Here is an 11,313-nt window from a genome sequence, read left to right on the forward strand (position 1 = left end):
CCAGCTCGCGTGCCACCGACGGGATGCGCCGCCCGCCGGACTCCACCAGCGCCACCACGTCCCACTCGAACTCCCCCGAGCACCTCGCAGCACCCATCAGGACACCCACTCCACGAACCCGCAGATCCCCTGCTCAGAAGCGTCCACATCACAGGGCGAAGCCCACGCGATGGTCTGGACCCCGAACGAGGGGAGCAGCGCGGGCCGGCCCGAGGCCACCGCCGTTGCAGGCCGACGGATCATGAGCTGGAAGGTGTCCTCAGCCGAGGTTCTGGATCGCCACACTGCTTGCCAGGCCACACATCACGCTCACGGCGGAGGCGACGAAGCGCCATGGAGCCCAGCGCATCCGGGGCGGCAGGACCCAGGCGGTGGCGATGAGCGCCAGTTGTGCGCCCATCAGGGCGTAGGCGGCGTCGTACTGCAGGCCCCAGTCCCGCCCGCAGGCACCGCGTGGCATGCACTGATCGACCGCGACCGCGCGCACCAGTACGAAGTACCAGTAGAGGATCTGGCAGAACGGCAGCAGGGCCGTCGCGACGAGCGGAACCCTCCACGCGTCACGGTCGTGCGGGGGCGCTGCGGATCCGGTCGGGATGTTGTCCATGGACCGATCCCACCGTGCCGAACCGGACCACACATGAGCGCGACTACTCAACCGGGACGGATCAGGTACCCAGGTGTCCCCGGCCACCCGACCCGGCGGCGCCCGCAACGGCGAGGTGCGACCGCTCCCCGGAACCACCAGACGATGCCAGTGACCGAAGTGACCGAAGCCCGGAGCCAAGGCCACGAACACACAGCCCGACAGCAGCAGCGGAGAGCCGGGACCACGACCAGGACCACGAGGACCACCGGTACGAGCGGTGCGGCCGGTAGCACCAACACGGCGGCCGCCACCAGGCGGCCGCGAAAGGGAGAAGCACAGCGCAGCGACCCACCCCGCCGACCAACGCCCCAACCCGCCGCAGTGTCAGGCGCAGCGCGGCTCGGACGCCGGTGTCCTCCAGGTCCAGCGGGCTCAGGCGGCGTGTCTGGTCGGACAGTTCGGCGGCCATCGCCGCCGGGGACCGGTCGGGTTGTTGGGCAGGCGGGCGGCGGCCACCCGCAGGGCGCGGCGGCCTGAAACGCGGACGTGCCGCCCTGCCCTCGGAAGGGCCGGGCGGCACGCGCGGAGCAGGCGGGTCAGGACGTGGCGACGGCTCCGCCGGGGACCTCCGCCCAGCTGTTCCACTGGCCGGTGTTGTAGTTGGCGTCGATCGTGTAGACGTGGTCGTCGGTGCCAACCCCGTAGACGTGCATCACGTTGTCGATGACCGTGCTGCTCAGCGACTTCATCTGACGCGTGTCGATCTTGCTCCAGGTCCCGGTCCAGCCGCCGCCGGAGTAGTTGCCGTCCGTGTTGTAGAGCGCGTTGTCCGAACCGATGATTTCGAGGTGCACGGAGTTGCCGGTCATAGAGGCGGTCAGGCCCTTGGCACCGGCCGCACCGCCCGGGACCTCGGCCCAGTTGGACCACTTGCCGATGCTGTAGTCGGCGTCCTTGCCGAAGATCCGGCCGTCGGCACCCAAGGCGAACACGTGCACCACGTTGCCGTTGGAGACGCTGGTCAGCGCCTTCAGCCCACTGCCGTCCAGCCGGCCCCAGGCGCCGCTCCAGCCACCGCCGGCGTAGTCGCCGTCGGTCCCGTACAGCGCGCCGTCCGAGCCGACGATCTGCAGGTGGACGGTGGTGCCGGTGATCGAGGCGGCGAGCGAGGTCGCGCCGGCCGCGCCGCCGGGGACCTCGGTCCAGTTGCTCCATGCGCCGGTGTTGTAGTCGGCGTCCTTGCCGTAGACCTGCCCGTTGGAACCCAGCGCGAACACGTGCACGACGTTGCCGAGGCTCACGCTGGTGACCGCCTTCAGCGCGCTGCCGTCCAGGCGCGCCCACTGGTTGGTCCAGCTGCCGCTGGCGTAGTTGCCGTCGGTGTTGTAGAGCGCGCCGTCTGAACCGATCAGGTTGAGCCGGGTGGTGCTTCCGGTCGCGGAGGCAGTGACCGCCTGGTTGACGTCCCAGGAGGTCGAGACGTCGTCGATGACCTTGTTGTAGCGGTAGGCCTTGTAGTCGCCGTTCGGGTGGCTGTCGAAGGACGGCGCGCTGATGGAGACGCCCGTGCGGTGCTTCACCGGGGTGGAGCCGAACGAGTAGTAGGAGAAGGTGGTGTGCGCCGCGTCGTCCCACTTCTCGAAGAGGATCACGTGGTCGTAGTAGGAGTTGAGGATGTCACCCGGCTTCAGCTGGCTGCGGGGGATCTCCGTCGCCACGCCCGGCAGGCCCTGCGTGTTCAGGCCCGGGGTCTGCAGGTGCCAGGCCATCGACACGTAGCCGGAGCAGTCGGTGCGGTAGTAGGCACCCTGCTGGTCGGGGTAGGAGCCGCCCTGGTTGTAGCCGATGGACTTGCCGTACCAGTACTGGGCCCGGGCGAGGATCTCGCTGCGCGAGATCTGACCGCTGGTCACCGAGCTTGCGGAGGCGGTGGTGACGGTCACCGCGGTGGTGGCGATCGCGCCGGAGGCAGCGATGGCGGCGGCGAGGGCGACACGGATGAGCTTGGAGGCCTTGGCAGACATGTGAGTTCTCCTGGTCGGCACCTGGGCATGGCGGTGCCGTGGCAGTGGGTGAATGCGATGGGTGTGTTCGCCCGGGGGCCGGACGGCTGCCCTGCAGGAGCAGCGGTCTGACGGCGGGGTGGGCGGCGGAAGTCAGGGGCGGCGCGAGCGCGAGGCGCCGGGGGTGGATGCGGAGGCGGCGCGGCGGCCGGGTGGCGCGGGCCGGACGGGACTACTCCCAGGCGGTGGTGCTGGGGGTGGAACCCGGCGCGGGGGCCTCCCAAGCCGTGGTGGCGGTGGTGTGGGCAGCCGGCGCGGAGTCGGTGCCGGAGGCGGCCAGGGCCGGAGCGAGCGCGGCGACGGCAGGGGCGGCGACCGCGGCGGCCTTGGTGAGACGAGTGCGAAGCATGGGGTTCAGTCCTCTACGAACGTACTGACGGAAGGGATTTTCCGGTCTCGCGTCCCGCGGTGACGCTTCCTCCGGTCTTGCCTGCCGGGTGTCGTTCCCTGCTGGCGAGTACTAGCTTCGTCGCAGCTCAGAGCGAGTGGAAGAGCTTTCAGGTGGACGGAAACGTCCCTGGACTGATCCGTCCGAGGAAGCCGGATCCGGACAGCGGCCGCTCGTAGAAGGGAGCCACCAGGGGGACGCCGACGCGGCCGACGGTCCAGCCGCACAGCTCGGGAAGCTCGTTCACGGCGCGACGGCAGAGCTCGGCCGCCTGCTGTTCGGCGGCGGCCAGGGAGTCGGCGAGGAGGTGGATCCCCACGACCGCGTCGGGCTGGACTCCCGGTGCACGAGCGGCGCGGCAGGGGTTGAGTGAGGAGCAACGGGCGGAGTGCGCCCGGCTGGAGGGGGCCGAGCGGCAGGCTTCCCGTCTCGTGTGGGCCGACGAGCACTGGGCTGAGCTGTCGGGTGAGGATCGTGTCGCCGTCCGTTCCCAGCTCCAACACATCGACGATCCGGTGTCGTCGGGCGAGGTGGCGTAGTCGGCGAACCGGCTCACGTGCCGGGCCCTGACCGGCGTCGAAGGACAGAAAGCGCCGGCCACCGTGACGGTGGCCGGCGTCTCGCTCGTTCCGTTCAGCAGACGGCGGGTCGGGGCGGCTCGCCGGTGTGCTGGACGGGGGCGGAGGTGGCCATCCGGCGCAGCAGGTAGAGCAGGCGGTCGGCGGTGCCGGGCGGGGTGGGGGTACGGGGGTGGCCGGTGTTGGGGTCGACGTCGGCCCGCCACAGGGTGGCGAGCGCCTGCAGGCGGTGTACACGGCCGTACCCGGAGGGCAGAAGGGGCCCGGTGTTCAGCTTGAGGTGGCGCAGGGCGTCGTACAGGGGCTTGAGGTCGGTCCTCCGCCCGGAGCAGGACGGCGCGGTCCGCGAGGAGGGCGGTCAGGTCGGCGAGGGCCGGGCCCGTGCGGCCGCCTCCCCGGCGATCAACTCCCGAGTGGGCATGGGCGGTTCGCAGAGGAGGAGCCCGGCGAAGGCCGACGGGTCGAGCAGGGCGATCTCCGCGTCGGGAGTGTAGATCCGCCAGTTGATCCTGACGACGCGGAAGTCGTCGGTCAGGTGGCGGATGACGCCGTCCCAGGCCGTGGCGTCCCCGCCACCGGGGTGGACCACCAGCAGGCTGGGGCCGGATCCGTCGTCCAGGGCCGTGAGGGGAGGGGTGTCGTCGGATGCTGCGAGAAGTCCGGTCATGCGCACCATCGTGCGCCGGGCGACCGGCGACCCACCGGCAGAACGCTGACAGGCTGCCGAAAGAACGCTGTCAAGTCGCTTGTGGTGCAACGGTCTTCGGCGCCACCTGAAGCGACACACACCGGTGCCGCGCCCGCACGGATGCGGCGGCTCAGCGGTGACAGTGCCCGGACCGGCTGGACGTCGCGGGACGTCCAGCCGGGACCCGGGTCAGGGCAGGAGGGTGCGCTCGGTACGGCTGGCGGCGATCCGCTCGCGCGCCAGCGTGCGGGCGCGCCCGGTGTCGCCGAGGATCCGGGCGAGGATGGTCGCGAGGGGCCTGATCTGCCCCCAACCGCCCCAGTGTCCCTCGGGAATGTCCGTGGGGAAGACCCAGACGCGGCCGGGGTCGCGCGGCCAGGCGCCGTCCTCGGCGTCCAGGATCGCCTCGGCGACCTCGGCGATGACGCCCGCGCGCTTCCGCCCGTCGAGCTGTCCCTCGGGCACGGAGGGCACGACCTTGTAGCGGGGCGCGTCCGCGGACTCGCCGCCGACGTACACGGCGGCCGGCCGGTGCAGGAACAGCCAGGAGACGGACCGGACCGCCGGGTCGGCGGGGTCGAACCCCTCGTTGCTGATCAGGATCTCGGTGATCCGGTTCATCAGCGCCGCCTCGGCCTCGGGCTGGAGGGCGCCGTCGGGGATGTACACGTCGAGCATGGGCACGGCCGTACTCCTTTGAGTTTAGTTTTTAAACTTAGCCCGGAGGCTAGCGCAGCTGAGTGCAGTTCGTAAACCCAGATCGGTATGCTGGTGCCATGGAGACGCGGCGGATCGATCCGGTGAACTGCTCGGTGGCGCGCGCCCTCTCGGTGGTGGGGGAGCGCTGGTCACTGCTGATCGTCCGGGAGACACTGGACGGGGCCAGCCGGTTCGGGGAGTTCCACTCCCGCCTCGGGATCGCCAAGAACCTCCTGGCGAGCCGGCTCGACACCCTGGTGACGGCCGGGGTGCTGCGCCGCGTGCCCTACCAGGAGCCCGGAGACCGGCAGCGCTTCGCCTACCAGCTCACCGAGCAGGGCCACGCGCTGCGGCCGACGCTCCTCGCGCTGCTGGAGTGGGGGGACAGGTACCTCGCCGACCCCCAGGGGCCGTCGGTCATCGTCCGGCACCGGCCCGACGACGGTGCGAGCACGTGCGACGCGCCGGTCAGGGTCATCCTGGAGTGCGCCGCGGGACACGACCATCTCGCCCCGGAGGACGTCCACCGCACCCCCGGGCCGGGCGCACGCTTCGTTGACGCACCGTCATCCTGACCCGAAGCCGTGGAGTTCGGGTTCGAGCAGGCCCGGCCCGCTGCCCGCGCGCGGTTGGGACGCGGCGCTGTTCGGACCTTCGCGGACCACCGGCACGGCGAGGTGCCGAGGACGGCCCCGAATGGGACTGGTGGATTCGGCTGAGCGACCAGGAGATCTGCATCCACGACGCCACCTCCTACCACGGCGGCCCGGGCTGCAGCGGCTACTCTTGACTGCCGGGAGGCGAGGCCCTGATGGGTGATCAGCTGAATCTGCCACCGGTACGGGTGCCGGTCAACCACGTCGAGGCGGTGCCCCGACGGGTCCGCGCGGTCCTGGGCGGCGAGACGGTCCTCGACACGGTGCAGGCACGGTACGTCTGGGAGAAGCCGTTCTACCCGCAGTTCTACGTCCCGTTGGACGACGTCCGGGCGGAGCTGCTGGTACCGGACGAGGAGGCCGCCCCGGAGGAGACCAGCCGCGGCACGGTGCGGTGGTTCGGGCTCCGGGCGGGCGGGGCGGTACGGCCCAAGGCGGCCCGGGTACTGGCCGAGTCGCCGGTCCCGGGCCTGACCGACACCGTCCGGTTCGACTGGGCCGCACTGGATTCCTGGTACGAGGAGGACGAGCAGGTCTTCGTACACCCGCGCAACCCGTACGTCCGGGTGGACGCGCTTCGTTCCACCCGCACCGTGCGGGTGGAACGCGATGGCGTGGTACTGGCCGAGTCCGCCTCCCCCGTGCTGCTCTTCGAGACCGGGCTGCCGACCCGCTACTACCTCAACCCCACCGACTGCGACCTGTCGAAGCTGGAGCCCAGCGACACCGTCACCTCCTGCCCCTACAAGGGCACCACCAGCGGCTACTGGTCGGCCAGGATCGGCCGGCGGCTGCACCCCGACCTCGCCTGGTACTACGACTTCCCCACCCGTGAGGTCCAGCCGATCGCCGGCCTGGTCGCCTTCTACAACGAGCGGGTCGACCTGTTCGTGGAGGGGAAGGCCATCGAGCGGCCGAAGCGACCGGCCTGAGGAAGTGTCGGATACTCGACCGACTGCGTGGTGTGAGGCCGGGTGGGTGGTCGTCGCGGTCGTGTCGACCGCGACGACCACCTCTGTGTGTGCCTGTGCCTGCAAGCCGTTCCACGCCTCGTCGTTGACTGATACCCAGTGGTCGGTGATCGAGCCGCTGCCGCCGGTGCGGGATCCTGGCGGCCTGGTCCTTCTTCTCCGGGATGACGGCCTTGGTCCGGCGTCTGCGCAGGTAGGCGCGGTTGCCGCGGGACGAGTAGGCCCGGTCCGATCCCGGTGAGGATGGCCGGTGTGTCGGGTACGCCGTGCCGGCCTGTGCAGTAGTGCGGCACCGAAGTGTTCCAGCCTGCTCCGACAACGGTGTCCCAACTGCGAGCGATCCCTGACGGGTGCTGCCGCGTCACCCGGCTTGAGGCGTGCCTGCGCCCGTGTCGTGGGCGTCCGGCTGAGGGGCGACTCGCAGGTGGTCCTGCCGTCGTTGCCGGGTATGGGGCGCCACATGGAGTTCCCCGTTCCCCGGCCGGCCGCTGGGCCCGGTCCCGATCGAAGAGCGTGCCCGAGTGGTCCCTGAGATGGCACCGAGGTGGATGGTTCCCTGGACCGGTGAGGGGGCGCCTGGCCTGGTGCTAAGCGGGAAAGCTGTCGATGAACGCGGCCAGACTGCCGGCCAGGTCGAGGGGTTGGAGGTCGGCGTCGTAGTCGATCCACCACACCACCGGTACGGTGGGCGCGAGCTCGCGCAGCACGGTGTGGAGGACGGTCAGCGGTGCGGAGTGCGGTTCCCGGTCCTCGAACGAGAACGCGCCGTGCCGCAGGTTGAAGGACAGCTCCGCCCACTCGCCGGGCACGGCTTCGAGGTGGATCTCCAGGAAGTTCTCGAAGGCTGCACTCACGGTCGCATTCGGCCAGTGCCGGCGGACGCAGTCCTTGACCTGCTCGCCGGTGAAGGTCCAGGGTCCGGCATGCTCGCGGTCGGCGCTGACGTAGAAGGTGGATCCCACGGGGCTGTTCTCGATTCTCTCGGTGCTGTGGTCTGTGTCCCTGGTCAGGGTTCGATGCGGACGCGTCCCTTGACGCCCTGGGCGGTCATGACCAGCAGCACCACTAAACCGGGCGGTTCCGCCCGGGGGCCCGAGAACCGTCCTTTCGCGACCGGGTGGACCGTCTTCGCGGCGATCATGCTGATCGCCGGCGGTACCATGGCGATTTTCCAGGGGATCGCGGGTATCACCGAGGACAGCCTGATCGTCGTCACCCGGCGCTACGTGTACTCGATGAACACCACAGGGTGGGGCTGGATCCACCTGATCCTCGGGATCGTCATCGTCGTGACGGGCGTGGTGCTGTTCGGCGGCGCCGTCTGGGCCCGCGTCGTCGGTGTCGTCCTCGCCGTACTGGGAATGATCGCCGACTTCCTGTGGCTGCCCTACTACCCGCTCTGGGCGGTCGTCCTGATCACGATCGACGCCTTCGTCATCTGGGCACTGTGTGTCGGAACGACCAGAGAGGAGAGCTGACGTTTCCTGAGGGCCCTCCTCGTCCAGTCCTCCGGTGGCCGCCGCGGTGCGGGGCCTTGGCCAGGCCCCGGGCGCGAGAACGGCCCCACCCGGTTCGTCCGGGTGGGGCCGTTCTCGTGCGGTGTCCGGCGCGTGCTACCGACTCCTGAGGTATGACCTCGCCAGGTAGCCGCCCCACGAGATCAGAGCGAGGTCCAGCAGCAACCCGCCGGCCGTGCGAAGCGCCGAACCCGGTCCGGTGTCCGCCGGCGCGAGGTCCACCAGCAGGGTCGGGACGGCGATGCACAACAGGAAGCCAAACGTCTTTATCGCGGCCTTGCAGTAGCGGTCCACCGGTCCCTCGTCCCCTTCATCGGCACGGGCGTTTTGGCGGTTCCGGCGGAACGCCCTCGTCAGTTGGGCACCCCACCCGAGCACGGCACCATGAACACGACGGTGACGAGCAGCAGCAGGCCGAACGTCGCCAGGGTGGCCACGGCGTAGCGGTTCACCGGCACCGGTCTTCAGTTGCGGTCACCGCGACGTGACAGGTAGCGCTTCTGCGCCCACACGCCGCCCGCGACGGTGATGAAGACCCAGATCGCGCCCTGCGGACCTGATCCGTCCACCAGTCCGGAGCTCTTGCACAGGAGGGACACCACGGCTCCCAGTGCGCAGAACGCCATGACGGCTCCGAGGAACTTCAACTTCATGAGCACTCTTCCGCTTTGATCACGAACAGTTCTCCGATCGTCGATGCTAGTGGGTGGCCGACGGCGGTACGACTGCCGGTCGGCCACCCAGGGGCGTTACTTCTCGGCTCCGTGCGCTGGGCGTGACGGGTCTACCACCGCCATGCTCCGCGACGCGCGCCCGATCCACGGAAGAAGGACATCGCCCCCCGGCCGGCGCCCCAGAATCCGCCGGCGGCGCCGCCGAAGGAGAACCAGCCCATGTTGACGTACAGGTCCCGGCGGCTCCAGCCACCGTCGTTCCCGAACCTGGTCTTTCCCCAGTAGTCGCCCGCGCCCATGCCGGCGCCGATGACGGCACCGGCGACCACACAGAAGCACTGCTGGGACTCGGCGACCGCACCGAGGGCATCACCCAACTCGACCTCGCCGCGCGGGAGGCGGAGTCCGCCGGCTACGACGACGGCGCGGTACGGGCACTCACCGCGCTGCTGCGCGCAACACCCGACGCGGAGGTCCGGGCACGGTACGACGCGGCCCTCGCACGGCTCACGACCCGGGGTTGAACCGCAGCCGTGACCCCGGGGTGCCAGTGAAGCCGCCGCACCCCGGCACGGGCGAACCATGAAGGCGTCCGCGGGCTACCGGAGCCGGAGGAAGGCGCGCGGTGAGGTCAGCGCCGGTGCACCGCCTCGGGCGCGCCGGTCCTCTCAAGGCCACCCAGCCGTCCAGGCCGTCGACGCCGCGCTCGGTCCAGCACGGCCACACGGAGGCGTTCGCCACCCGGGCGGCGGGTGGAATCGCCGCCGTCGACCGCTGTCGGTACCGGATGGCAGGCATGGTTGTCGATCTTCGGAGGGGACGGGCATGGCGGGCGATGATCTGGTGTGGGACCTGCAACGAATAAACCAAGAGGGGTGGGAGGTCTACGAGGGCAGCAGGCTGGACTCCCGGGCGGTACTCACCCAGATGCCGCTGCAGGTCAAGGACGGCTTCCTCCTCGACGAGGTCCCCTGGGAACGCTTCCGTCTCCTGGGGCACGGCCCGGGCGACGGCCTGACGGTGAAGCGCATGCTCATCCAGGCCTGCTCCGCCGACCCCGCCACGGCCAGCCGCGCACTCTCCGACCTGGCGAGTCACCTGTTCCCGGACTACCAGGTCAACGCCAGCGCCCCGCTGCTCGTCCCGTTCCTGCTGCGCCTGGGCGTCGCCCCGGCGACGCCGTACCGCGCCCGTACCCTGGGCCTGGCCGCCTCGGCCACCGCCGAGCTCCTCACCGCCGTCCCGGCCGACGCCGCCCGGATCGAGGACCTGGTCCAACGCGGCCCCGCAGCCCCCGTCTGGCACCCGCTCAGCAGCAGCGGGCGGGCGGGTGGACGCAGCTGTAGCCGGCGAGCGAGAACGGGGCGCGGACCTGCTCCGGGCTCGCCGGTTCGGCGAGACAGGCGGCACCGAGGTGGTGGCCGGTGGCGGCGTTGAACACCTCGATCTCGCTGTCGTGGTAAGGGAGATGGCGCAGGCGGATCTTGGTATCGGTGTGGCCGACCGTCCAGGGGGCGATGTAAGGGCGGTTGCGCCAGGTGATGCCGTTGGTCGTGATCGTGCGGGTGCGACCGTCGTCCTCCAGGGCGAAGAACGCGAGGTGCTCGGCCGAGACGTCGCACAGCGGCGTCGGATGGGCCTCAATCGGCCCCGGCCGCTCAAATTTCGATGCGCCGTTGCCACCACGGCAGGTGCTGTGGAGCGAACGGGTCGTTAACTGTTCTGCGAAGGATGCGGGCGTCGACGGGGGCCAGCGCGGCGAGCAGTTCTCGTCGGGCCCGGGACCGAAGATTCCAGGCCGCCACTTCGAGCAGCGTGCGGATATGCCCGGTGGGAACATCCGAATACCCGAAGTGCCACTCTTCAGCACTACGGGGTCGGCCTGCTCGCAGAGCCCAGCGTCGGAACGCGAGGGCGACATCGCCCCTTGGCAAGCCCCGTCCGCGCTCGAACGTAGCAATCTGTCGGTTTGCTGACGCAGACAGCCCCGGTATGACGGTTCGTCTGTCGTGCCTTGTGTCCCGAAGCGGCAGCTGGGACCTGATCTCGCCCGGTGTCCGGCGAGGCATGTGGACTTCCTGACGATGCCGGTGCTGGCAGATCCCCGAACGCTAGCCCAGTCACCAACGGATCCTCAAGACCCCGCCTGAGGCGCGGGCAGTGCGCTTGTTCCGACCCGAAGAGCGCAGGGTCGGAGCACTGCCTCTTCACCAGTCGAGCTCCAGGCGTACGAGGTCGCGGTGATCCGCGAGAAGCTCACCGAGATCCGCCGGTTCATCACCGGCGTCGTCGCCCCGCACGCCGTCCTGCAGCCCAAGGGCCGCTGGATCAAGCACCTGAACACCCAGCTCAGCTCGGTGGAGTCCACGCTCGACGTGATCGCCGACTACAGCGACGCCTGACAGTGAGGATGTTCATGAGCGGTTCCCGGACAGGTCTGACCCACCGCCTGACTGACCTCGGGTCCTCAACGGGATCTGTCGGCCTCGT

General features: G+C 70.1%; 15 protein-coding genes and 1 pseudogene. 6 read left to right on the forward strand and 10 right to left on the reverse strand.

The genetic code is table 11. The features are described from left to right. Positions 1-259 precede the first annotated feature (259 nt). The 4 genes from ABTZ03_RS41065 to ABTZ03_RS41080 all read right to left on the reverse strand — a co-directional run bounded on the left by ABTZ03_RS41065 (position 260) and on the right by ABTZ03_RS41080 (position 3,359). Entirely contained in the window at positions 260-607 is a 348-nt protein-coding gene (locus tag ABTZ03_RS41065; RefSeq protein ID WP_350518353.1) for a hypothetical protein, read from the reverse strand. A gap of 578 nt (positions 608-1,185) precedes the next feature. Beyond that, positions 1,186-2,613: a PLL family lectin gene (locus tag ABTZ03_RS41070; RefSeq protein WP_350518354.1), complete on the reverse strand. Its 1,428-nt coding sequence runs from the start codon at positions 2,611-2,613 to the stop codon at positions 1,186-1,188. A gap of 211 nt (positions 2,614-2,824) precedes the next feature. After that, positions 2,825-3,001 carry a hypothetical protein gene (locus ABTZ03_RS41075; RefSeq protein WP_350518355.1) on the reverse strand — a complete coding sequence of 59 codons (177 nt, stop codon included), beginning with the start codon at positions 2,999-3,001 and terminating at the stop codon, positions 2,825-2,827. Positions 3,002-3,149: 148 nt separating this feature from the next. Next, positions 3,150-3,359, reverse strand: coding sequence for a hypothetical protein (locus tag ABTZ03_RS41080; protein ID WP_350518356.1), 210 nt, complete (start codon positions 3,357-3,359; stop codon positions 3,150-3,152). Between ABTZ03_RS41080 and ABTZ03_RS44340 the strand changes: the two genes are divergently transcribed. Continuing rightward, on the forward strand, positions 3,352-3,579 hold the full coding sequence (locus tag ABTZ03_RS44340; protein WP_502894758.1) for a DUF8825 domain-containing protein: 228 nt from the start codon (positions 3,352-3,354) through the stop codon (positions 3,577-3,579). The genes ABTZ03_RS41080 and ABTZ03_RS44340 overlap by 8 nt on opposite strands. Positions 3,580-3,976: 397 nt before the next feature. Here the strand turns inward: ABTZ03_RS44340 and ABTZ03_RS41085 are convergent, their stop codons facing one another. After that, the gene (locus tag ABTZ03_RS41085) at positions 3,977-4,285 is read right to left on the reverse strand and encodes an alpha/beta fold hydrolase (RefSeq protein ID WP_350518357.1); all 309 of its coding nucleotides are present in this window, start codon (positions 4,283-4,285) and stop codon (positions 3,977-3,979) included. Positions 4,286-4,495: 210 nt separating this feature from the next. Continuing rightward, on the reverse strand, positions 4,496-4,990 hold the full coding sequence (locus ABTZ03_RS41090; protein ID WP_350518358.1) for a hypothetical protein: 495 nt from the start codon (positions 4,988-4,990) through the stop codon (positions 4,496-4,498). Positions 4,991-5,082: 92 nt separating this feature from the next. Between ABTZ03_RS41090 and ABTZ03_RS41095 the strand changes: the two genes are divergently transcribed. Together ABTZ03_RS41095 and ABTZ03_RS41100 are read left to right on the forward strand one after the other, a co-directional pair. After that, the gene (locus ABTZ03_RS41095) at positions 5,083-5,580 is read left to right on the forward strand and encodes a winged helix-turn-helix transcriptional regulator (protein ID WP_350518359.1); all 498 of its coding nucleotides are present in this window, start codon (positions 5,083-5,085) and stop codon (positions 5,578-5,580) included. A gap of 236 nt (positions 5,581-5,816) precedes the next feature. After that, positions 5,817-6,593: a DUF427 domain-containing protein gene (locus ABTZ03_RS41100; protein ID WP_350518360.1), complete on the forward strand. Its 777-nt coding sequence runs from the start codon at positions 5,817-5,819 to the stop codon at positions 6,591-6,593. A gap of 626 nt (positions 6,594-7,219) precedes the next feature. Here ABTZ03_RS41100 and ABTZ03_RS41110 read toward each other — a convergent pair. Continuing rightward, a complete protein-coding gene (locus ABTZ03_RS41110) occupies positions 7,220-7,594 on the reverse strand; it encodes a hypothetical protein (protein ID WP_350518361.1) in 375 nt (124 codons plus the stop codon). A gap of 87 nt (positions 7,595-7,681) precedes the next feature. Between ABTZ03_RS41110 and ABTZ03_RS41115 the strand changes: the two genes are divergently transcribed. Next, on the forward strand, positions 7,682-8,110 hold the full coding sequence (locus tag ABTZ03_RS41115; RefSeq protein WP_350518362.1) for a DUF7144 family membrane protein: 429 nt from the start codon (positions 7,682-7,684) through the stop codon (positions 8,108-8,110). A gap of 503 nt (positions 8,111-8,613) precedes the next feature. Here ABTZ03_RS41115 and ABTZ03_RS41120 read toward each other — a convergent pair. Together ABTZ03_RS41120 and ABTZ03_RS41125 are read right to left on the reverse strand one after the other, a co-directional pair. After that, the gene (locus ABTZ03_RS41120; RefSeq protein WP_350518363.1) at positions 8,614-8,802 is read right to left on the reverse strand and encodes a hypothetical protein; all 189 of its coding nucleotides are present in this window, start codon (positions 8,800-8,802) and stop codon (positions 8,614-8,616) included. Positions 8,803-8,933: 131 nt separating this feature from the next. Next, positions 8,934-9,200 (reverse strand): hypothetical protein, encoded by a 267-nt coding sequence (locus ABTZ03_RS41125; protein ID WP_350518364.1) that lies wholly within the window; start codon positions 9,198-9,200, stop codon positions 8,934-8,936. Between the two features lie 448 nt (positions 9,201-9,648). Here ABTZ03_RS41125 and ABTZ03_RS41130 point away from each other — a divergent pair, with 448 nt between their 5' ends. Continuing rightward, entirely contained in the window at positions 9,649-10,260 is a 612-nt protein-coding gene (locus tag ABTZ03_RS41130; RefSeq protein ID WP_350518365.1) for a hypothetical protein, read from the forward strand. A gap of 43 nt (positions 10,261-10,303) precedes the next feature. On the opposite strand, the pseudogene ABTZ03_RS41135 reads toward ABTZ03_RS41130, so the two are convergent. Then, positions 10,304-10,744 (reverse strand): annotated as a pseudogene (locus tag ABTZ03_RS41135) (hypothetical protein); the annotation flags it as partial. A gap of 319 nt (positions 10,745-11,063) precedes the next feature. On the opposite strand from ABTZ03_RS41135, the gene ABTZ03_RS41140 reads away from it, so the two are divergent. After that, positions 11,064-11,225 carry a hypothetical protein gene (locus ABTZ03_RS41140; protein ID WP_502894756.1) on the forward strand — a complete coding sequence of 54 codons (162 nt, stop codon included), beginning with the start codon at positions 11,064-11,066 and terminating at the stop codon, positions 11,223-11,225. Positions 11,226-11,313 lie beyond the last annotated feature (88 nt).

The organism is Kitasatospora sp. NPDC096077 (assembly GCF_040303245.1).
Classification (GTDB): Bacteria; Actinomycetota; Actinomycetes; order Streptomycetales; family Streptomycetaceae; genus Kitasatospora.